This window comes from Streptomyces sp. NPDC002680 (assembly GCF_042889145.1).
Lineage (GTDB): Bacteria > Actinomycetota > Actinomycetes > Streptomycetales > Streptomycetaceae > Streptomyces > Streptomyces adonidis.
On record NZ_JBIAQP010000009.1, the window covers coordinates 40,221 to 60,453 of the forward strand.

Genomic DNA, 20,233 nt, shown 5'->3' on the forward strand with positions numbered 1-20,233 from the left:
AGAGCCCCCCTTGGCACACTGGGCGGGTGTCCCAAACTGTGCTGCTCGCCGAGGACGACCGTGCCATCCGCCACGCCCTGGAGCGGGCCCTGACCCTGGAGGGCTACCGGGTCACCGCGGTCGCCGACGGGGTCGAGGCGCTCGCGCAGGCGCATCGCACCCCGCCGGACGTCCTCGTCCTGGACGTGATGATGCCCGGCATCGACGGCCTCCAGGTCTGCCGGGTGCTGCGCGCCGAGGGGGACCGTACGCCGATCCTGATGCTCACCGCGCTCGTGGAGACCGCCGACCGGATCGCGGGCCTGGACGCGGGCGCCGACGACTACGTCGTCAAGCCGTTCGACGTCGAGGAGGTCTTCGCCCGGCTGCGGGCGCTGCTGCGTCGCACGGGCATCGGTGAGCAGCGCCCTGTCAGGGGCGCCGCCTCGGCCGACGTACGCGCCTCGCACGTGGCGAAGGAACCCACTGTTCCCGAGCGGCAGCTCGCCGCCGCCGGGCTGCGGATGGACCTCCAGGCGCGGCGGGTGTGGCGCGGGGCGCGGGAACTGGAGCTGACCCGGACCGAGTTCGAGCTGCTGGAGCTGCTCGTGCGCAACGCCGGGATCGTGCTCGACCACTCCACGATCTACGACCGTATCTGGGGCTACGACTTCGGCCCGGGGTCCAAGAACCTGGCCGTGTACGTCGGTTATCTGCGCCGCAAGCTCGACGAGCCGGGCGCGTCGCAGCTGATCCACACGGTGCGAGGCGTGGGTTACGTCCTCCGGGAGGACTGAGTGACCGTGCGGAGGGCGGGACTGGCCTCGCTCCGGACCACCTTCGCCGTGTCGTTCGCCGCGGTCGCGGCCGGGGTGACGGTCCTCGTCGGGTTCCTGTCGTACGACGCCGCCGCGCGGCTGGTCCGGGTCGACCAGCAGTCCGCCTTCGCCGAGGTCGTGCAGGACCTCCAGGACGAGGTGCGGCACAACACGATGACCCCGCAGGACTTCTCGTCGTCCGAGCCGGGGCACGACATCGTCCGGCCCAGCCGCACGGATGTGCAGGTGCTCGGGGCGGGGGGCGAGGTGGTCGACAGCGGCAGTCCGGCGCTCCCGGTGACCGTCGAGGACCGGCGGATCGCCGCCTCGTCCGTTCCCGGGCTGGCCGAGCAGTACAAGGACGTCGAGGTCGGCCAGGACGTCTACCGCATCGCGACCGTCGCGCTCGGCGACGGGCGGGGTGCTGTGCAGGTCGCTCAGGAGTTCAGCGACACGGAGGATCTGCTCCGTGAGCTTCAGCAGCGGACGATCCTGATGGTCGTCGCGGTCGTCGTCGCGGCCGGGCTGTTCGGGTGGTGGCTGGCCCGGCGGATCACGCACCGGCTGCGCATCCTCGCGTCCGCCGCCGAGGACGTCGCCCGGACGCGTCGGCTCGGTATCCAGGTGCCGGTCACCGGGTCCGACGAGGTGGGACGGCTCGGGCGGTCCTTCGACCGGATGCTGGGTCGGCTCGCGCAGTCGGAGGAGGACCAGCGGCGGCTGGTCCAGGACGCGGGGCACGAGCTGCGTACTCCGCTCACCTCCCTCCGTACGAACATCTCGTTGCTGCGCCGCATCGACGAACTGCCGCCCGCGACCCGGGAGGAGCTGGTCGCCGACCTCGCCCTCGAAGCGCGTGAACTCACCGATCTGGTCAACGAGTTGGTGGATCTGGCAGCCGGGCAGTCGGACACCGAGCCCAAGCAGCGGCTCGACATCGCCGATATCGCGGACGAGGTGGCTGTGGTGGCGCGGCGGCGTACGGGGCGGGAGGTCGTCGTACGGGCGGTCGGCGACACGTCCGCCGACGCGCGGCCGGCGGCGCTTCAGCGGGCGATTTCCAACCTGGTCGAGAACGCGGCCAAGTTCGACCGGGGTGGGGCGGCTTCGATCGAGATCGCGGTCACTGGGCCGGAGGGGGCGCGGCAGGGGGCGATTCGGGTGGAGGTGCTGGATCGGGGGCCGGGGGTTGCGGAGGGGGATCTGCTGCGGTTGTTCGATCGGTTCTATCGGGCTGCTGATGCTCGTAGCTTGCCGGGGTCGGGGCTGGGGTTGTCGATCGTGCGGGAGGTGGCTATCGCGCATGGTGGGGCGCCGTTTGCGAATCGGCGGGAGGGGGGTGGGGCGGTTATTGGGTTCACTGTGGGGGGTGGGGGGTGAGAGGGGTGGTTCTTCGGGCGCGGGTGATTCGTGGCTGGTCGCGCAGTTCCCCGCGCCCCTGGGTGGGTGGGGTGGAGCGTGACGTGATGGCAGCGCATCTTGTGTGGGCCGAGCAGCGGGGTGTCGATGGGCGGCTCGGGGTCGGCGTGCGGGTTTTTCGGCGGGGGACTGCCGTTGCCGTGGCCAGTCCGGGGTTGTCTCGGCGGGATCGGCTTGTGGTTGCGGGGGAGGTGGGCGATGTGGTTCCCCTTGTGCGGGATGTGCTGGACGAGGTGGGGCCCAGTTATCGGCCGTTCGGGGAAGCTCGGTTGATCGAGGCCGTTGTGGCGGGGGTGCCGGGGCTTGTGGCGTTGGCGCCGTTCTTGTGGATGGAGACCTGTTCCCCGGCCGACGGGCCCTCCCCTGGTCACGATGTGCGGTGGCTGGACCGGGCCGCCGAGCGCGAGGCCTGTTCGCTCTTCGACCGCTCCTTTCCGCACTCGCACGCGCAGCCCGGGCGGGCCGGAGTGCGTCGCTGGGCCGGTGTCCGTGATCCGGACGGCGGTCTCGTCGCCGTGGCGGCCGATGCCTGGTCCGGGGTCGGGTGTGGGCTGTTGGGTGGGGTTGTCGTTCATCCCGGGGCGCGGGGGCGGGGGCTGGGGGCGGCCGTTTCGCGGTTCGTCGTGGAGGCGCTCGTACGGGACCACGGGCGCGCCGCGCTCGTGGTCGACGCGGACAACGCGCCCGCGATCGCCGCGTACGAGCGGATCGGGATGCGCGGGGCGTTGTTCGGGGCGGCTGCGGTGAGCCGGCCGACCTGAGCGTCGTCGGCCGGCTCACCGCTGTGTCAGCTCTTGGCGAGGAGCTTGTTCATTTCGGTGATCTCGGCGTTCTGGGTGCGGATGACGTCGTCGGCCATGGCCGTGGCGGGGCCGTACGAGCCCTTGGCCTTCTCCGTCGTCGCCATCTTCACGGCGCCCTTGTGGTGCTCGATCATCATGGCGAGGAACGCCTTGTCGAAGTCCTCGGCGGCCGAGCCGTGGTTCATCTCCGGCATCGCCTCCATGCCGGGCATCGACTCCGTCGACGTCGGGACGTCCTCGCCCCAGGTCTTCAGCCACCCGGTCATGGTCTCGATCTCCGGGGCCTGGGCCTTCTCGATGCGGGCCGCGAGGGACTTGACCTCGGCCGACGAGGCCTTGTCCGTCGCCTCCTCCGCCATCTCCAGGGCGCCCTTGTGATGGGGGATCATGCCCTGCGCGAAGCTGACGTCCTCGGCGTTGTGGTCCTCGCTGGTGGACTTGCTGCCGCTGCTCTCGCTGCTGTTGCCGTCGTCGCTGCCGCAGGCGGTGAGCGTTACGGCGAGCGCGGCGGAAGCGGCCATGACGACGAGGGTCTTGCGGGTCTTGCGCATGCTGGAACTCCTGCTGTGGGGAAGGAAACTGAGGCGGGACGGGACTGGTGCCTCTAGATCCGCAGGAGTTGGAGTTCGGCCAGGGACGGTGGCGCTCTGGCGCCCTCGGGCGACGGGGGCAGGGAACGGCGGGCACCGTCCGCCAATACCGGGGCGCCGGCCGGGTCCGGCGTCAGGGCGGGGAACGTGTGCCCCGCCGGGATCGCGCCGGACGCGCAGGTCGCGTCCGCGTGGTGGGCGTGGCCGCCGGGGGAGCCGCCGCCGTGGCAGACGGTCTCGTCGGCGGGGCCTGCCTGCATGCTCATCGGCTCGGCCTGGTGGTGGCCGCTGCCGTGATGGGCGCCGCTCGTCATTCCGCCGCCCGGCGCGAGGCCGTGCATCGCGACGACCCCCGCCAGCAGCCCGAGCACGACGAACGCGCGCGCCCACCAGAACGGCGGGTGCGTGCGTCGCGGTCGCTGTGCGCGGGCTGTCACGCGGGCCATGCTAGCCCGGCGGGCGTATACGGATACCGGGTACCCCTATATTCACGCCCCGCCGTACATCAGGAGTCACGTCAGGAAGTACGGCCGAAGCAGCGCTCCAGCTCATCCAGGTCGTAGAACTTGCTGCCCTTCGACACCGGACGGCAGCCCGTCTTGAAGGCCGTCTCCTTCTCGTTGTAGAGCATGCGTACGAGCGTGGTGTCGCCCTTGCGGAACACGTCCCACTGGATGTTCGAGGCCATCGGCGCCACGGCCGCGCCCCGCCACGGGTTGGTGGCGTACGTGTACGGCTTCGCGGCCGTCACCCCCTGCGTACTGCCCGGCAGGCCCATCAGCGCGGCCAGCGGGATGATCTCCTCGGCGTGTGTGAAGCGCAGCTCCGCGCCGAGGGTGTCGGTGCCGCTCTCGGCTCCCTCGGCCTTCTTGAAGAAGTCGTCGAGCAGAACGTCCGCCATCTTGTACGTGATGTCGCTGTCGGCGAAGCCGGGACCCTTCTCGTAGAAGTCCTCGGCGTCGCTCAGGTACCCGAACCAGGCGGCGTCCTGCTGCGAGATGTACCGGTTCATCTGCCAGCCCTTGCCGTCAGGGCTCTCGTCGCTCATCGCCGGGGCGATGCCGTACAGGTTGTAGACCGCCTCGGCCGCGTCCACCGCGCTGCCGACGGAGGAGAACTCGCCGTCGACGATCCGTTGCGTGAACGACCGCGTGAAGATCTTCCGCAGTACGTCCGAGGCGGCGCTGTGGGTCTTCGGCTGATCGGTGATCGACTTCAGGGTGGCCGCGAGGCGCGTGTCGTTCGCGATGTAGTCGCGGTAGGCGGCGCCGCCGGCGGCCTTGTGGAAGTAGAGCAGGTCCTTGTCCGTGCGGGCCGCGCCGATGAGCGGCTTGAGCGCCGGGTCGGTGGCCGCCAGGGTGGCCGCGAAGAGCTGCCCGCTGTCGACGGCGCGGCCCTGGCCGGAGCTGACGACGTCGATCTTCTCGCCGTTCGCGGCGATCGCGTCGAAGAGGCCGGGCAGCCGCTGCTCCATCCGTACGGCCGTGCCCGCGATCTCGCTCCTGCCGCGCCCGCTGAGGTTGCCGTAGCCGACCTTGGACATGGCGGCCAGCAGGGCCCGTACCTTCGGCCCGAACTCCTTGCCGCGCGCGGTCAGCTGCCCCTCGCTCTCGGCCTGGTCCCACAGCTTGAGGATCAGGTCGCCGTCCGAGCTGTCGGTCGCGGCGCGGGAGCCGTGCCGGGAGACGTTCTCCGTGAACACCGGGACGAAGCCCTTCGGGGGCTTCTGGTAGGTGCGGAGGCTCTGTTGGGGGGCGTAGGAGCCCTTGGTGCCGTAGCTGTCGGCGGTGGTGGAGCCGGAACGGTCTGCCGCGTGGGCGGGCAGCGTGGTGGCTGCCAGCAGGGCGCACAGGGGTGCGGCGAGGGCGAGGGTGGCGCGTTTCATGCGCGCATCGTGGGCGGCGTGGGTGAACCCGGGACGTCCGGGGCGTGGCGGGGGCGGGGCGTATTGGGCATGTGCGGGGCAAATGAACACAGAGAGTTTTGGTTGATTGATTCATCTTGTGCTGGAGAATTGGTGACTTCTATCATCTAAGTCCTGCCCGCGAGACCTCAGAGGCCCCGATGCAGCAGCATGAGAACGACCTCGACGAAGCCGTGCACCGGTGTCTCGTCGCCGGGTTCGACGGCACCGACGGCGTCCCGCACACCCTCAAGCGGCTCATCGACCGCGGCCTCGGCGGGGTCATCCTCTTCACCCGCAACGTGCGCGACGCGGACCAGCTCCGCGCTCTCACCGACGAGCTGCGCGCCCTGCGCCCCGATCTCCTCGTCGCCATCGACAACGAGGGCGGCGGCATCGGCCACCTCGTCGCCGCGGGTGCCCCCGAGGTCCCCGGCTCGTACGCCCTCGGCGTCGTCGACGACCCGGACCTCACCGCCCGCTGCGCCGACGCCCTCGCCGGTCATCTCGTCTCGCTCGGCATCACCGTCTCGTACGCCCCCGTGGCCGACCTCCAGCACCACCCCGACAACCCGATCGTCCGCACCCGCTCCTTCGGTGCGGAGCCGGAACTCGCCGCCCGGCATCTGCGCGCCTGGATCACGGCCACCGAGGCACGCGGTGTCGCCTCCTGCGCCAAGCACTTCCCCGGCCACGGCGGCACGGTGACCGACAGCCACCACGAGATGGCGGTCGACCGGCGGTCGTACGACGAGATCCGTGTCGATGTCGAGCCGTTCCGGGCCGCCGTGGACGCGGGCGTGCCGATGCTGATGAGCGCGCACGTGGTGTACCCGGCGCTCGATCCGGAGCGGCCCGCGACCCTCAGCCGGCGCATCCTGAACGACCTGCTCCGCCACGACCTCGGCTTCGACGGGGTCCTGGTCAGCGACGCCCTGGAGATGAAGGCGATAGCCGACCGGTACGGCGAGGCGGCCGGCGCCCGGCTCGCCCTCGCCGCGGGCGCCGACCAGGTGATCGTGGCCGTACCGGACCTGGCGGTCACGCTGGCCTGCCGGGACGCCGTGATCGAGGCGCTGCGCGACGGGATGCTCCCGGAGGAGCGGGTACGGGAGGCCGCCGGGCGGGTGCGGAAGCTGGCGGAGCGGTACGCGGGCGCGGTGGGGGAGGGCGCCGGCCGGCCGTGGGACGCGGGGGCCGGGCTCGACGCTGCTCGGCGGGCCGTACGGGGTGCGGGAGCCGGTGGTTTTCCCGGGCTGCCCGGCGCCTATGTCGTCGACCTGTTTCCGCCGCCGCATCCGGCGCTGAACTGGGGCGGCGAGGATCTGCTCAGCGAGGTGCGCGCGCTCGACCCCACGGCCGTGGGCGTGGCGCTCAACGAGGCGCCGGTGGATCAGGCCGCCCTGGTCGAGGGGATTCTGCGGCGGGCGGCCGGATCGCCGCTGGTGGTGGCCACGTCGGATGCCGGGCTGTATCCGTGGCAGGCGGAGCTGCGGGCGGCGCTGGTGGCCGGGCGCGGGGACGCGGTGCGCGTCGACACGGGACTGCCGGAAGGCGGCGCCCTGTGTTCGTACGGGCGCGGGAAGGTCAATCTGCGGGCGCTGGCGGAGGTGCTGGTGGGAGGGGCCGCCCTCTGAGGCAGCTCCCTCTGGGACTGCTTCCTCTGGGACTGCTTCCTCTGAGGCTGTCCCTGTTCCTTTCGGTACCGGCGCCGGTACCGAAAGGAACAGGGACAGGGAGTCAGGTGATCAGCCGGCGCAGAGCGTCAGGTTGATCGTGGCGCCCTTGGCCACGACGGTCGGCTCGTGCGGGTCGACCGAGGCGACCGTGCCCGGCTTGCCGTTCTTGCCGCAGTCCGTCTTGGTGACCGTGCCCTGTTTGAGCTCCATCTTCGCGAGCCGCTGCTGGGCGAAGTCCAGGGAGATGCCCCCGAACTCGTACTTGTACTTGCTGCCCTCCATCACGACCGTGGCCGCCGGGTTGTAGGTCGACCCGGGCGTGCTGGTCGCGGGGACGACGTTCTCGGTCCTGGGCGCGTCCGAGCCGCCGGTGGCGATGGCGGTGCCGCCACCGGCCACGATGAGGGCGGCGGCGAAGCCGGCGATGGCCGTCTTCCGGCGGCGGCGGGTCTTGCGCGCGATGCCGGCGCTGTCGAACGCGGGTGCGGCGGCGGAGTTCGCGAGGTCGTTCATGGCGTTCACCAGTTCCTCTTCGAAGGGTGTGCCGTCGGTGCGGCGGGTCATCGGGTTCCTTCCGTGGGTCCCGTGGGCCCGGGCTGCATGGGTGACGGCGATGAAGGTGACGGTGAAGGGTCGGAGAGCGTGGGGAACTGGCCTCTGAGCTTGTCGATCCCCCGGGCGAGCTGGGACCGTACGGTGCTCGGCGAGATCCTCAGGTCGGCGGCGATCTCGGCGTCGGAGAGGTCGTGGAAGTACCGCAGCACCACGACCGTGCGCATACGCATCGGGAGCGACTGCAGGGCCCGTACCAACTGGTCCCTGCTGTCGACCCGCCCGTACTCGTCCCCGAGGGCCGCCCGGTCGCCGGAATCCTGGTGCGCGCCCAACTGGACGAGCGGCACCATGCGGCGGAATCTTCGCCAGCGGTCATTGGCCAGGTTCACCATGATCCGCCGTACGTAGGCGTCCGGAGCGTCCTTGGCGGCGACTGTGCGCCACTTGCGGCAGACGCGCTCCAGGGTCTCCTGGACCAGGTCCTCCGCCGCCTCCCGGTTCCCCGTCAGGACGAGGGCACCGCGGAACAAGGACGCCGACCGGGCAGCGACGAACCCGGGGAAATCCATCTCCCCGAACTCGGCCTCGGCCTTGCCGGACTCGGCTTCGGTCCGGCCGAGGCCTGCGCCCGGCTTCCGCTCGATTGCCAGATCCACACGCTCCTCCCTTCCTGTCACCCCTCCTCGACGTGACAGGGCCCGTATCTGCTGCACGGGCGGGATGTGAGCTGGGTCATACGGCAGTGGGGGTCATGCGGCGGTGAGGGTCATACGGTCAGGGGGACCGTCTCCTTGATGCCCCGAGCCGCCAAGTACCCCTCGTCCTCGGCCCGTTCCGCCAGCACCACCGCCGGACGCGTGCCCTCCGCCCGCAGCCGCATCCACGCCTCGAAGTAGGCGCCGCCGGGACCTGAAATCGAACGGTTCCCCGGGGTGCAGTCCAGCACGAGGGCGGTCGTACGGGGCTCGGCCGGGCGGGGTTCGGCGCGCAGCTCGGCGACCGTCTCCGCGAGGGCCAGCGCGATGGGCTTGGGCTTGCCCGAGGAGTCGAACAGGCCGAGCGTGTACTCCAGTTCGGGGAAGTCCGCGAGGGAGCGGTCCACGTCGTGGGAGCACCACCAGGTGACCCCGTACAGGCCCGCGCACTCGGCGGCGTTGCGTACCGTCGCGTGGGCGAAGTCGGGGGCGTCGGCCGCCGGGATGTGCGGTTCGGGGGCGCCGGTCTCCTGGACCCAGACGGGCCGGGCCGGGTCGTCGGCGTACGCCTTGGCCAGCTCCACCCCGTACTCCGCGAGGTGCTGGACCTGCGGGGAGCGGGGGCCGTAGCGGCCGGCGCAGTTGGCCGAGAACACCCAGGGGTGGACGGTCGTCAGATCGCCCTTGCGGGCCGAGGCCTCCGGGGTGAAGGGGTGGTCGTCGCTGTACCAGGCGGCGTCGTACGCGGAGTGCGTGACCAGGCCGGTCGCCGGGCCCAGTCCGGTGCGCGCGGCGGCGAGCAGCGTGTCCAGGTAGTGGTCGACGTCGGCCACGGTCACCGGGTTGTGTTCGACCAGGTTGTTCAGCTCGTTGCCGAGCTGGAGGCCGAGGAGGTTCGGGCGGCCGGCGAGGGCGCCGCCGAGCGTGCGGAGGAGGGTGGCCTGCGCCTCGATGGCGTCCGGGTCCGTGAACACGTTGCGGTGGTGCCAGCTGCGGGTCCACTCCGGGTAGAAGTCGAAGCTGGAGAGGTGGCCCTGCACACCGTCCACCATGACGTCCAGGCCCGCCTGGCCCGCCACGTCGACGAGCTGCGCCACCTGGTCGACGGCGGACGCGCGGATGAGCGTGCGGTTCGGCTGGAGCAGCGGCCAGAGCGGGAAGATCCGTATGTGGTCCAGGCCCAGCCCGGCGATCTGGTCGAGGTCCTCGCGGGCGCGGGCCGGGTCGAAGTCGTACCAGGAGTGGAACCAGCCCCTGCGCGGCGTGTAGTTGACGCCGAAGCGGGGGGCGGAACTGGGGGCGGGGGGAGTGCTCACGTGTCCTCCTCGGACGTGCGTGACTGCGCCGGGCCGCGAGTCGGGTCTTGTCCTCGGCGAATGTATGAACCACCATAGTGTGCGATGAGCAATGAATTGAACCAGGATTCGGGTCGGGATTCCGGCCGGGCCGAGGACGGTCCCTCCGCACGCGGCGCCCTCGTCGTCGGCCTCGACGCCGGCGGCACCCGTACGCGCGCGGTGCTGGCGTCCGCCGCCGACGGGAGCCCCCTCGGCGAGGGCGTCGCCGGGCCGGGCAACGCCCTCACCGTGCCCGTACCGCAGCTCACCGAGCACCTCGTCGAGGCCCTGGCCCTGGCGGTGCCGGTGTCGGACCGCCCCCGGGTCGTCGCCGTCGCGGGCGGCTTCGCGGGCGCCGCCGGTACGGCCGACGAACCCGGCCGTGTCAACGCCCTCACTGCGCTGAGGGAGGCCCTGCGGCGGCTCGGCATCCCGGCCGGTGACGGCATCCGGATCTGCAGCGACATCGAGGCCGCCTTCGCCGCCGCCCCGGACACCCCGGCGGACGGTCTGTCCCTCGTCGCCGGTACGGGCGCCGTCGCGATGCGCATCACCGCCCGCCACTGCGAGAAGACGGTCGGCGGCGACGGCTGGCTCCTCGGCGACGACGGCGGCGGCTTCTGGATCGGCCGGGAGGCGGTCCGCTCCGCGCTTCGGATGGCGGACCATCGGGGCCCCGACACGGCTCTTGCGGCGCTGGTGGGGCGGGAGTTGGGGGTGCCCGAGGCGGTGCTCTCGTATCTCTCCGGTCCCTTGAATCCCTCGTACGAGGACAAGGCGTCGGCGTACGAGGGTGCGGGCGGCGACCGCCACCCCTGGCCCCGGGCCGCCCGCGAGGCCTACCGGCGGCATGTCCTGCCCGCCGTCATGGGCGAACCGCCGGTCCGGCTGGCCCGGTTGGCTCCGCTGGTCGCCGAGGCGGCGCGGGCGGGGGACGCCCGCGCGCGGGCCATCCTCGACGCGGCGGCCGGTCATCTCGCCGACTGCGTACGAGCGTTGGAGCCGACGCCGGGCGAGGCGCTGGTCGCGACGGGCGGCCTGCTCGGCCCGGACGGCCCGCTGACCGAGCCCCTGGACCGGCAGCTGACCGCCCTCGGCCTGGTGGCCCACTGGGTCCCCGACGGCAGCCGGGGCGCGGTCGCCCTGGCCCGACTCGCACAGGGCCCCACCCCGCACCCGGAGAAGAGCAAGTGACCGCCGTGACCCCCCTCTACCGCGACCCCGCCGCCCCCGTCGACGCCCGGGTCGCCGACCTTCTGGCCCGGATGACCCTGCGCGAGAAGGTCGGCCAGCTCAACCAGCGGATGTACGGCTGGGACGCCTACCGCCGCACCCCCGAGGGCGGGTTCGAGCTGACGCGGGCCCTGTACGACGAGACCGACCGCTTCGAGGGCCTCGGCGCCCTGTACGGACTTCTCCGCGCCGACGCCTGGTCCGGCGTCGACCACGCCACGGGCGCCGGAGCGGAGGACGGCCCGGTCCTGGCCGACCTGGTCCAGCGTCATGTCCTCGAACGCAGCCGTCTGGGCATCCCCGCCCTGTTCGTCGAGGAGGTACCGCACGGCCTCATGGCCCTCGACGGCACGGTCCTCCCCGTCAACCTGGCGGTGGGCGCCACCTGGGACCCGGAGCTGTACGAACGGGCGGCAGCCCACGCCGCCGCCGAACTCCGCGCCAGGGGCGGCCACTTGGCCTTGGTCTCGGCACTGGACATCGCCCGCGACCCACGCTGGGGCCGTACGGAGGAGTGCTTCGGGGAGGACCCGTATCTCGCCGCCCGTCTGACGGAGGCGCTGGTGCGGGGCATGCAGGGCGAACTCGCAGGAGCGGCAGAGGAGTTCGCGCCGGACAGGGCCCCGGTCGTCCTCAAGCACTTCGCGGGACAGGGCGCCACGGTCGGCGGCCGGAACTCGGCCGAGTCGGAGCTGGGTCCCCGGGAACTCCACGAGATCCATCTCCCCGCCGCCCGGGCGGGCATAAGGGCGGGCGCCGCCGCGGTGATGGCCGCGTACAACGAGGTGGACGGGGTGCCGTGCTCGGCCAACGGCCCCTTGCTGAACGGGTTGTTGCGCGACCGCTGGGGCTTCGAGGGCCTGGTCATGGCGGACGGCCTGGCGGTGGACCGACTCGCCCGCATCACCGGAGACCGGGTCTCCGCAGGTGCGCTGGCCCTCAACTCCGGTGTCGACCTGAGCCTTTGGGACGAGGGCTTCACACACCTGGAGGAGGCGGTGGAGCGCGGTCTGGTGAAGGAGTCGGTGGTCGACGCGGCCGTGTCCCGGGTCCTGACCCTGAAATTCCGCCTGGGTCTCTTCGAGCGCCCGTATGCGGCAAGGGAGTTGGCTTCTCCCTCTCCCTCTCCCTCTCCGTCTCCCTCTCCTTCGCCCGAGGCCGGCCGTTCGCTGAGCACGGCTCTCGCGCGCTCGGCCGTCACCCTCCTCCACAACAAGGCGGGCGCGCTGCCCATCGACCCGGCGTGGGTCTCCCGCATCGCCGTCATCGGCCCGCACTCCGCCACCACGGCCCACCAGCTCGGCGACTACACGGCCCCCCAACGCCCCGGCACGGGAACCAGCGTCCTGGCCGCCCTCCGCCAACTGGCCCTCCCGGGCACGGAGATACGCCACGCCCAGGGCTGCTCCCTCACCGGCGACGACCTGTCCGGCATCCCCGAGGCGGTGGCTGCGGCAGCCGCCTCCGACCTGGCCGTACTGGTCCTGGGCGGCAGCAGCGCCCGTACCCCGGACACGGAGTTCGACGCCAACGGCGCCGCCCGGACGATCGTCTCGGAGATGACCTGCGGCGAGGGAGTCGACCTGGCCGACCTGCGCCTAGGCCGGGCCCAGCACGCCCTGCTGGACGCGGTGACGGCGACGGGCACACCCACGGTCGTCGTCCTGATCCAGGGCCGCCCGCACGCGGTCCCGGAGGCGGCGGAGCACGCGGCCGCCTTCCTGACGGCCTGGTATCCGGGCCCCTGGGGCGGCGAGGCGATCGCCGGGATCCTCCTCGGCCACACCGCCCCGACCGGCCGCCTCCCCGTCTCGGTCCCGCGCTCGGCGGCCCAACTCCCCGTCTACTACAACCACAAGGACACGGAGTACGGGTCGTACGTGGACGAGGACGCCGAGCCGCTGTACTCCTTCGGCCACGGTCTGACGTACACGAGCTTCGAGTATGGCGTCCCGAACATCGCCCGCGATGGCGCCAGTTGTGCGGTCGAGGTGACCAACACCGGGGAACGGGCGGGGCGTTCTGTCGTCCAGCTGTACGTCCGGCGGCTGCGGACGACCGTCTGGCCGCGCACTCTCGAACTCCGCGCGTTCGAGGCCGTGGACCTTGCTCCCGGGGAGAGCCGTACGGTCGTGTTCACCCTCGGCGACGACCAACTCGCGCAGGTCGGGGCCGACTTGGAGACAGCGGTGCTGGAGGGGAGTGCGGAGATCCGGGTGGCCGGGTCGGCGCGGGGGGCGCTGGACGCCGTACCGGCCGTCCTCGACACCGCTATCACGCCGGTGGGCATGTCCCGGTCACCGGCGCGTGCGGATGAGCGGTGACGTGTAACAGAAACCGGCGGTTCGTGCGGGCTGTGCAACAGGGCGGACGATCAGCGAACCGGCTTGCCTCGTACGGCATTTGACAGGTTGAGATCTACGAGGACAACGCCGAGAGGGCAACCTGACATGTCTTTCAACCGCACCAGCACCCGCACCAGCACCCGCGTCCGTACGCTCGCCGCTGCCGGTCTCCTGGCCGCCACCGCCCTCTTCCTCACCGCGTGCAGCCCCGACAGCCCCACCAAGACCCCCAGCGCCGCGTCCGCTTCTAACACCGCGACCGAGGCCAGCGCCGACGCCAGTACGGGTGCCGGTGACGAGGCCACCACCGACTCCAGCGCGGCCACTCCCGGCTCCTCCGACACGTCCACCGAAGCCCCCGCCGCCACTCCCGAAGCCGGCACCGCCACCATCGGCACGGACACCGGCACCGGTACGGGCGGCACCAAGGCCACCGTCGACAACCGGGTGGACGGTACGGTCACCGGCACGCTGACCTACCTCGCGCCGGGCAAACTGGAGGTCGGCGGCCGTCCCTTCTACGTCGCCGTCGACACGGCGATCCAGGGCGGCGACATCTGCGGCGACCCCGAGACCCAGGTGGCGGAGAAGTGCACCGCCGACGAGCTGGACGCGGCGGCGAAGGGCGGCAACCTGACCGTCGAGGTGACGATCAAGAAGGGTGTCGCCGAGCGAGTCGCCCAGGTGTAGGGGCGGAGGCAGGTGCAGGCCCGGCGCGCTTGCTCCGGAGAACACGACCCACGCACGACCCACGAGCCGACCTGAAGGGCCCCACGATGCCGAATGCCTCCCGCCCGCGCCGACTCCTCGCGCTCGCCACGGGCAACTGGCTCGCCCGGGGGTATCTGGCAGTCTTCGGCGCCTCCGTCGCGACCATGCTCGTCTTCCCGGACAGTGCCTTCGCAGGGAGCCCCGTGCTGCTCACGGTGCCCCTCTCCTTCCTGAGCGTGGTGCTCCCCGTCGGTCCCGGCACCCAGGGCGGCGGGGCGGCCGAGGTCCTGGCCGTCGGCTCCTGGGTCGGGTGGCTGCTTCTCTGCGCCCTCGTGAACGCCGCTGTGATCGGCGCCCTCGCCGCGAGGCAGGCGACCGCCTCATCGCCGGTCGCGCGTGAGTCCCTCCCGCGCGTCCCGGACCACTCCGAGCAGAAGGGAACGGATACGGCGGATTCCGCACACCCCCGGCTGCAGGGGATGCGGACCCTGTTGGCGCCCGCGGTCGACAACTGGCTCGCGCGCGGGTACCTCGTCGTGGTCGCGGCGGCGGTGGGGTTCTTCCTGTACGCCGCGTACGTGTTGCCTGACCCGGGGTTCGCCGGGATCTGGCCGTTCATGGCCACGGCGCCGTTCAGCGTCCTCGCCGTCCTCGTCGGGGTGGTGGTGTCACCCGAGTGGAATCCCGCGCGCGCCTGGCTGAGTCCGTTGTCCTTCTCCGCGGGTGCGGTCCTGGCCGGGCTGATCAACGCCGTGCTGCTCGGCAGAATCGCACGCAGGCTGCGGGCTCCGGATCCGCGCCCCGTCGGCTGAGGGTGACGCCGGATCAGTCGGCCGGACGCGGGGCGTGGCAGCGGACGCGGGCGGCGATGGTCCGCGCGCACACCAGGGACTCAGTGCGCGTCGTATCGACCTCCAGGTCGTAGATCACACCTTGGTGGACAGCGTCCGCCTGCGCCGAGGCCATCCCTTGGGCCCGGTCTCCCCGGGCGACCTCGCGACCTGCGGCGACGGCGCTCTCGCACCGGACGCCGACCCAGAGCACGTCAGGTTCACCGGGGCCGCCGAGGGCCTTCCGCCACCGCTGCTGGGAAGCGGCTCCGCCGAGGAAGACATCGTCGATGACGACCCGGGCACCCGCCCGGACCATCGCGACGACACCTTCCCGCCAGGCCGCCTCCAACGCGAGGAAGTCCGCCCCGACGCTCACCCCACCGTCCGCCGCGAACACGATCCCGCCGTCCGACGCCCGCATCCTCGCGGGCAGCGCGTCGACGAACGAGTCACACCCGAACGCCAGCCACGGCTCCGGCAACACGGCTTGCAGACACCGTACGATCCCGGACTTCCCCGAGCTGGAACCACCGTTGAGAATGATCATCTGGGCTGTCACCGCGCCACGATAGGGCGCTCGCGGCGCGGCACGAAACGAATTACGCCCACCTCTACTACCTCGTGTACTACCTCTACTTCTACCTCTACCTCGTGAGTTCGGCCGGTTCGTCGAGGCGGGTCAGTTTGCGCGGGTTCCGCACGATGTAGATCCGGGAGACCCGTCCGTTCTCGACCGCGACGCTCACCGTGGTGGGCTCGCCGGCGATCTCGATCCGGCCCGCAGGCGAGCCGTTGAGCCACACGGTCGTCAGCTCGAAGGCGTCGGCCACCTGGTTCGCGCGTGTGAGCAGCTTCGCCACGGGTACGGCGCCGTGGACCGGAGCGAGCGCGGCGGCGACGATCCCGCCCCCGTCGGCGACGAGGACGACGTCCGGTGCCATGACCTCCAGCAGCTCCTGCAACTGCCCGGTGCGCAGGGCGAGAAGGAAGCGTTCCACGACGGCCCGTTGCTCGGCCCGGCTCACCCGTACCCGTGGCTGCCGGGCCGCCACATGCTCGCGGGCCCGCCGGGCGACCTGCCGTACCGTCGCCGCGGACTTGCCGATGGCCTCGCCGATCTCGCCGTACGGCATCGCGAAGACCTCGCGCAGCACGAACACCGCCCGCTCGGTGGGCCCGAGCGTTTCGAGGACGGTCAGCATCGCGATCGAGACGCTCTCCGCGAGTTCGACGTCCTCGGCGACATCGGGGCTGGTCAGCAGGGGTTCCGGCAGCCACTCGCCGACGTACTCCTCACGGCTGCGGGACAGTGTGCGCAGCCGGTTGAGCGCCTGCCGGGTGACGATCCGGACGAGGTACGCGCGCGGCTCACGCACCTGCGACCGGTCGGCGTCGGCCCACCGCAGCCAGGACTCCTGCAGTACGTCCTCGGCGTCGGCGGCCGAGCCGAGCAGCTCGTAGGCGACGGTGAAGAGGAGGCTGCGGTGGGCGATGAACGGGTCCTGGGTCATATCGCGGTGGACACCGCGCCGGACGTCTCGACACCGGACGTCTCGACACCGGACGGCTCGGGGCGTGCGGCCAGCGGAATCCCGCACGCGTCGGAGAAGCCCTGCGAGGTGATCCCGTGCGCGGAGTTGTTCCGGGTCGCCATGTTGGCGAAGCCGATGGCCGCGGTGAGTTCGACCATCGCCGCCGGGCCGAGCCGGTCGAGCAGGCCGGCGTACAACTCGTCGGTGACGGCGGGCGGAGTGCTGGTCATGGCCTCGGCGTACTCCAGCACGTCCCGCTCCAGCGGTGTGAACACCTCCGACTCCCGCCAGCGCGGCACCTGGCTCGCCTTGGCCAGGTCCAGGTCCAGGTGCAGCGCCTGGAAGTAGTTGATGTCCAGGCACCAACCGCAGCCGACCTGTGCGGCGACGGCCATGTGCGCGAACGTCTTGAGCCCCTGGTCGGCCATGTCCCACTCACTCACCCTGCTCCCCATGTCCGAGGAGTCCTGGGCGACCTTGGGGCTGTGCGCGGTCACTTCGAAGGGTTCGGGCACGGCACCGAACTGCTTGAGCAGGTTCTCGCGGATCTCGGCGGGGAGTTCGGCCTTGGGGATGCGCAGTGTCACGGTGTTCTCCTTGTCCGGTCGGCCTGTCGGCCTGCTGGACATGGAGACACCGCCCGGCTGACGAACGTGACAACCACTATGAGGGCGGGGGGAGTTCGGGTTTCCGTGCGAGGAAGGTGGCGAAGGACCTCCGCGGGTCCACTCCCTCGTCGAGCTCCTGCACCAGCCGCGCTGTGATGACGAACCCGGACCGCTTCAGCAGTACGGCGATCCGCTCGGCGGGGAGCAGGTGGGACTCGTAGGACACGGGGTGGCCGCCGTACCCCTGCGTCGGACGCAGGTGCAGCGGCTCGTCGACTCCAGCGTGGCCGGCCAGCATCAGGAGGCCGCCGGGGGTGAGGGTGCGGTGGAACTCGGCGTAGAGGGTGGGGAGTTGGTCCGGCGGGGTGTGGTGGGTGGAGTAGTGGGCGAGGATGCCGCCGAGGGCGTTGTCCCGGATCGGCAGGGCGGTCATCGAGCCCACGGTGAAGTCGAGGTCCGGGTGGGCGCGGCGGGCCAGCTCGATCATCCTCGGGGACAGGTCGATGCCGAACATGGGCACGCCCAGGGCCGCCAGGTGCGCGGTCACCTTGCCGGGTCCGCATCCCAGGTCCGCGACCGGGCCGGGGCCTGCCGCCCGTACGGACTCCGCGAACGCCGTCAGCATCGCGCGGGACAGCGGGTCCAACTCCGCCGGGTTCTTGACCAGTTGGACGTAGTCGGCGGCGACCGTGTCGTACGAGGTGCGGATCGCGGTGAGGTAGGCGGGGGAGGCCTTGTCGGTCATGCGGTGACTCTAGGGGCCCGGCAGATCGATCTGAATTAGGTATACGCAATTCGCTGGGTGGTCGATAGAGTGCGCTCAGGCTCGCGACGAGGGAGTGCGGACGTGGCGGAAGCAAGGGATCAGGCGGATTCCGGGTCTCGGCGGCTGCCTGGCGGTGACGTGGGTGTGCCGCTTGCCGGGCGGCGGGCGGTGGTGTCCGGGGCGGCCAGTGGGATCGGTGCGGCGGCCGTGGCCTCGTTCGTCGCGGCCGGGGCGGATGTCGTCGGTCTGTTTCGTGCGACCCCGCCTCCGGACGATCTGAAGGACCTGTGCGAGTGGGTGGCGTGCGATGTGCGCGACCGCGGCTCGGTCGATGCCGCGTTCGATCAGGCCGCGTCGCTGCTGGGCGGTGTCGACGTACTGCTGCACGCGGCCGGCCGCTGGTGGCCGGGTACGCCGGAGTCGCTGTCCGACGACGAGTTCGACCTGGTCATCGACACCAACCTCCGGTCGACGGTCCTCACCAACCAGGCGGCGTTCGCGCACATGCGGGACGGCGGCGGGCAGATCATCAACCTCGGGTCGGCGGAGGGGATCCGCGGGAACCCCATGGCGCCGCACTACGCGATGGCGAAGGCCGGCGTCCACGCGTGGACCCGGTCCGTGGCCGCGGCGTGGGGGAGGTCCGGGGTCACGGTCAACACCCTGGCGCCCGCGGTCGGTACGAGGAACGCCGAACGACTGTGGGAGCACCTGGGTCAGGAGGGCGCCGCGGTGTTCAAGGAGCAGCTGCGGGCACGCATGCCGCTTAGGGGTGAACTCGGTGATCCGGACGAGGATCTCGGGCCGGTCATGGTGTTCCTGGCCGGTCCCGGGGCGCGGTTCATGACGGGGCAGCTGATCGCCGTCGACGGTGGGCTGCACATGCTCGGCGCCTGATCTGGGATTCAGTATCCTCTTCTTCTTCTTCGGTTTCTTCTTCGGGTTCTTCTTCGGTTCTTTCGAGAATGAAGGTGAGCATGGATCACCTGAGCACGGACGAAGATCAGCACCCGTCCGTTGGCCTTGAGCACCTGACCCTTCGCGAGGAGTCGTTGCCGGTCTTCGTCGCCGCCGCGGTCGCCGGTGGCGCCGACAGCATCTGCATGAGCGTCAATCACCCCGGCCTCCAGGACCGGAGGGAGCTGAGTGAGACCCTTTCGCGGCTCAGGGCCTCGGACATCCCGATCGCCATGGGCGACGGATTCCTCGTGTCGCCGACAGCAGGAAAGGCAGGACTGGACGCCCTCCGGCGCCGACTCGACGTTCTCGCCGAATTCGGCGCCCCGTTGGCCAATACCTGTGCGTTCGAGCCCGATCCGGACCTGCGGCGCGATCCAGGGTGTGTCGAGGACGTCCTGGGAGAGTTCTGCCAGGTCGCCAGGACCGCTGGGGTGGACGTGTTGATCGAGTTCACACCGCTCTCCCATGTGCCGTCCCTCGCGGCGGCGGTCGGACTGGTGGAACGGCTCGACCAGCCGAATCTCCGCATCCTCGTGGACACGCTCCATCTCGCGCGGGCCGGAGAAGGGCCCGACGACCTACGGCAGGTCGACCGGCGGCTCATCGGATACTGCCAGCTGAGCGACGGCCTCCGGGCGCCCGGGATCTCCTCGGACTACCTCGACGAGGCCATGAACGAGCGCGCCATTCCCGGGACCGGGGAGTTTCCGCTGGCGGAAGTGGTGTCGCTGCTGCCCCGCGATGTCGTCGTCAGCGCCGAGGTTCCCTTGCGCGGCCTCCAGCGGGCCGGGGTCTCACCGGAAGAGCGCGCCCGGCGGATTCTCGACGGCGCTCGGCGGGTCGTCACTCGCGCCCGGTCGCTCCAGTAGCTGAGGGGCCAGCCAGGCCCGCCGGGTCAACCGGGGTCAGCTCTCCGGCGCCTGGCCCTGCTCCGCCGTCCAGTCGGCCACCTGCCGTACGTACTCCCCGTATCCCGACAAGGCGGCGGACACGACCGCCGCGACCCCCTCGGGTTCGGTGTCCAGATACAGCTGGACCAGGACGTTGTGCGGGCCGTCCGGCGGCACGAGGGCGGCGGCCAGTTCCGCGTCGATCATCCCGGCCCGCTCGGCCGCGCCGAAGGAGGCGGCGGCCGACTGCGGGACCTCGCCCAGCACCGCCGTAGAGACATGGCTGTTGATCGTGAAGGCCAGGTCGGCGAGGAGTGCCAGGATCCGCTCGACGACGAGCCCGGCCGCCGGATCGCTCTCCAGGCGTGCGCGGTCCATCGGCCCGAAGGAGTCGAGGTGTCCGACCGACCTGCGCATCGTGATGAGCCGGTGCTCGACCGACCCCCGGTCCAGGCGCGGGGTCACGGCCACGGGCATGGGCCCGGCCACGGCCACCGGCCTGTCATCGCTCGACGGGGTCACCCCCGCATCGTCGCGCATCGTCCGACAGCCGCGAACCGTCGATCCCGTCTGATGG

The 20,233-nt window shown here is 71.5% G+C and carries 21 protein-coding genes; 10 read left to right on the plus strand and 11 right to left on the minus strand.

Annotated features, from left to right (window positions below; translation table 11 throughout):
- Positions 1-38 precede the first annotated feature (38 nt).
- The 3 genes from ACFYXF_RS23675 (at position 39) to ACFYXF_RS23685 (ending at position 2,977) form a co-directional block, all read left to right on the plus strand.
- A complete protein-coding gene (locus ACFYXF_RS23675) occupies positions 39-776 on the plus strand; it encodes a response regulator transcription factor (protein WP_389352647.1) in 738 nt (245 codons plus the stop codon).
- Positions 777-2,177, plus strand: a complete 1,401-nt coding sequence (locus ACFYXF_RS23680) for an ATP-binding protein (protein WP_389352069.1) — start codon at positions 777-779, stop codon at positions 2,175-2,177. It abuts the gene before it with no gap.
- 239 nt (positions 2,178-2,416) lie between these two features.
- Positions 2,417-2,977, plus strand: coding sequence for a GNAT family N-acetyltransferase (locus tag ACFYXF_RS23685; protein ID WP_389352071.1), 561 nt, complete (start codon positions 2,417-2,419; stop codon positions 2,975-2,977).
- Between the two features lie 26 nt (positions 2,978-3,003).
- On the opposite strand, the gene ACFYXF_RS23690 is transcribed toward ACFYXF_RS23685, so the two are convergent.
- The 3 genes from ACFYXF_RS23690 to ACFYXF_RS23700 form a co-directional block, all read right to left on the minus strand.
- Complete coding sequence (locus tag ACFYXF_RS23690) at positions 3,004-3,570, minus strand: DUF305 domain-containing protein (RefSeq protein WP_389352073.1); 567 nt, start codon at positions 3,568-3,570, stop codon at positions 3,004-3,006.
- Positions 3,571-3,623: 53 nt separating this feature from the next.
- On the minus strand, positions 3,624-4,046 hold the full coding sequence (locus tag ACFYXF_RS23695; protein WP_389352075.1) for a DUF6153 family protein: 423 nt from the start codon (positions 4,044-4,046) through the stop codon (positions 3,624-3,626).
- A gap of 80 nt (positions 4,047-4,126) precedes the next feature.
- Entirely contained in the window at positions 4,127-5,494 is a 1,368-nt protein-coding gene (locus ACFYXF_RS23700) for a histidine-type phosphatase (protein ID WP_389352077.1), read from the minus strand.
- Positions 5,495-5,673: 179 nt separating this feature from the next.
- Here ACFYXF_RS23700 and nagZ point away from each other — a divergent pair, with 179 nt between their 5' ends.
- Positions 5,674-7,149, plus strand: coding sequence for a beta-N-acetylhexosaminidase (gene nagZ / locus ACFYXF_RS23705; RefSeq protein ID WP_389352079.1), 1,476 nt, complete (start codon positions 5,674-5,676; stop codon positions 7,147-7,149).
- A 111-nt stretch (positions 7,150-7,260) separates the two neighbouring features.
- Here nagZ and ACFYXF_RS23710 read toward each other — a convergent pair whose 3' ends face one another.
- From ACFYXF_RS23710 to ACFYXF_RS23720, 3 genes are all read right to left on the minus strand, one after another.
- Positions 7,261-7,755 carry a PASTA domain-containing protein gene (locus ACFYXF_RS23710; RefSeq protein WP_389352081.1) on the minus strand — a complete coding sequence of 165 codons (495 nt, stop codon included), beginning with the start codon at positions 7,753-7,755 and terminating at the stop codon, positions 7,261-7,263.
- Positions 7,752-8,315: a SigE family RNA polymerase sigma factor gene (locus ACFYXF_RS23715; protein WP_389352649.1), complete on the minus strand. Its 564-nt coding sequence runs from the start codon at positions 8,313-8,315 to the stop codon at positions 7,752-7,754. Before ACFYXF_RS23715 ends, ACFYXF_RS23710 begins: the two co-directional genes overlap by 4 nt.
- A gap of 197 nt (positions 8,316-8,512) precedes the next feature.
- The gene (locus ACFYXF_RS23720) at positions 8,513-9,757 is read right to left on the minus strand and encodes a glycosyl hydrolase (protein ID WP_389352083.1); all 1,245 of its coding nucleotides are present in this window, start codon (positions 9,755-9,757) and stop codon (positions 8,513-8,515) included.
- Positions 9,758-9,841: 84 nt separating this feature from the next.
- On the opposite strand from ACFYXF_RS23720, the gene ACFYXF_RS23725 reads away from it, so the two are divergent.
- The 4 genes from ACFYXF_RS23725 (at position 9,842) to ACFYXF_RS23740 (ending at position 14,879) form a co-directional block, all read left to right on the plus strand.
- Complete coding sequence (locus ACFYXF_RS23725; RefSeq protein WP_389352085.1) at positions 9,842-10,972, plus strand: BadF/BadG/BcrA/BcrD ATPase family protein; 1,131 nt, start codon at positions 9,842-9,844, stop codon at positions 10,970-10,972.
- A gap of 71 nt (positions 10,973-11,043) precedes the next feature.
- Entirely contained in the window at positions 11,044-13,335 is a 2,292-nt protein-coding gene (locus ACFYXF_RS23730) for a glycoside hydrolase family 3 N-terminal domain-containing protein (protein WP_389352651.1), read from the plus strand.
- Between the two features lie 126 nt (positions 13,336-13,461).
- Positions 13,462-14,046 (plus strand): hypothetical protein, encoded by a 585-nt coding sequence (locus tag ACFYXF_RS23735; RefSeq protein ID WP_389352086.1) that lies wholly within the window; start codon positions 13,462-13,464, stop codon positions 14,044-14,046.
- Positions 14,047-14,132: 86 nt separating this feature from the next.
- Positions 14,133-14,879 (plus strand): SCO4225 family membrane protein, encoded by a 747-nt coding sequence (locus ACFYXF_RS23740; RefSeq protein WP_389352088.1) that lies wholly within the window; start codon positions 14,133-14,135, stop codon positions 14,877-14,879.
- Between the two features lie 13 nt (positions 14,880-14,892).
- Here the strand turns inward: ACFYXF_RS23740 and cpt are convergent, their stop codons facing one another.
- The 4 genes from cpt to ACFYXF_RS23760 all read right to left on the minus strand — a co-directional run bounded on the left by cpt (position 14,893) and on the right by ACFYXF_RS23760 (position 17,785).
- Positions 14,893-15,447: a chloramphenicol phosphotransferase CPT gene (gene cpt / locus ACFYXF_RS23745; protein ID WP_389352652.1), complete on the minus strand. Its 555-nt coding sequence runs from the start codon at positions 15,445-15,447 to the stop codon at positions 14,893-14,895.
- Positions 15,448-15,544: 97 nt separating this feature from the next.
- Positions 15,545-16,411, minus strand: a complete 867-nt coding sequence (locus tag ACFYXF_RS23750) for an RNA polymerase sigma-70 factor (RefSeq protein ID WP_389352090.1) — start codon at positions 16,409-16,411, stop codon at positions 15,545-15,547.
- Positions 16,408-17,019: a carboxymuconolactone decarboxylase family protein gene (locus ACFYXF_RS23755; RefSeq protein ID WP_389352092.1), complete on the minus strand. Its 612-nt coding sequence runs from the start codon at positions 17,017-17,019 to the stop codon at positions 16,408-16,410. The genes ACFYXF_RS23750 and ACFYXF_RS23755 overlap by 4 nt, the downstream gene beginning before the upstream one ends.
- Before the next feature lie 76 nt (positions 17,020-17,095).
- Positions 17,096-17,785 (minus strand): class I SAM-dependent methyltransferase, encoded by a 690-nt coding sequence (locus tag ACFYXF_RS23760; protein WP_389352093.1) that lies wholly within the window; start codon positions 17,783-17,785, stop codon positions 17,096-17,098.
- A 102-nt stretch (positions 17,786-17,887) separates the two neighbouring features.
- Between ACFYXF_RS23760 and ACFYXF_RS23765 the strand changes: the two genes are divergently transcribed.
- Both ACFYXF_RS23765 and ACFYXF_RS23770 read left to right on the plus strand, forming a co-directional pair.
- Complete coding sequence (locus ACFYXF_RS23765; RefSeq protein WP_389352095.1) at positions 17,888-18,703, plus strand: SDR family NAD(P)-dependent oxidoreductase; 816 nt, start codon at positions 17,888-17,890, stop codon at positions 18,701-18,703.
- A gap of 80 nt (positions 18,704-18,783) precedes the next feature.
- Positions 18,784-19,635 (plus strand): sugar phosphate isomerase/epimerase family protein, encoded by an 852-nt coding sequence (locus ACFYXF_RS23770; RefSeq protein WP_389352096.1) that lies wholly within the window; start codon positions 18,784-18,786, stop codon positions 19,633-19,635.
- Positions 19,636-19,671: 36 nt separating this feature from the next.
- Here the strand turns inward: ACFYXF_RS23770 and ACFYXF_RS23775 are convergent, their stop codons facing one another.
- Positions 19,672-20,178, minus strand: coding sequence for a DUF86 domain-containing protein (locus ACFYXF_RS23775; protein WP_389352098.1), 507 nt, complete (start codon positions 20,176-20,178; stop codon positions 19,672-19,674).
- Positions 20,179-20,233 lie beyond the last annotated feature (55 nt).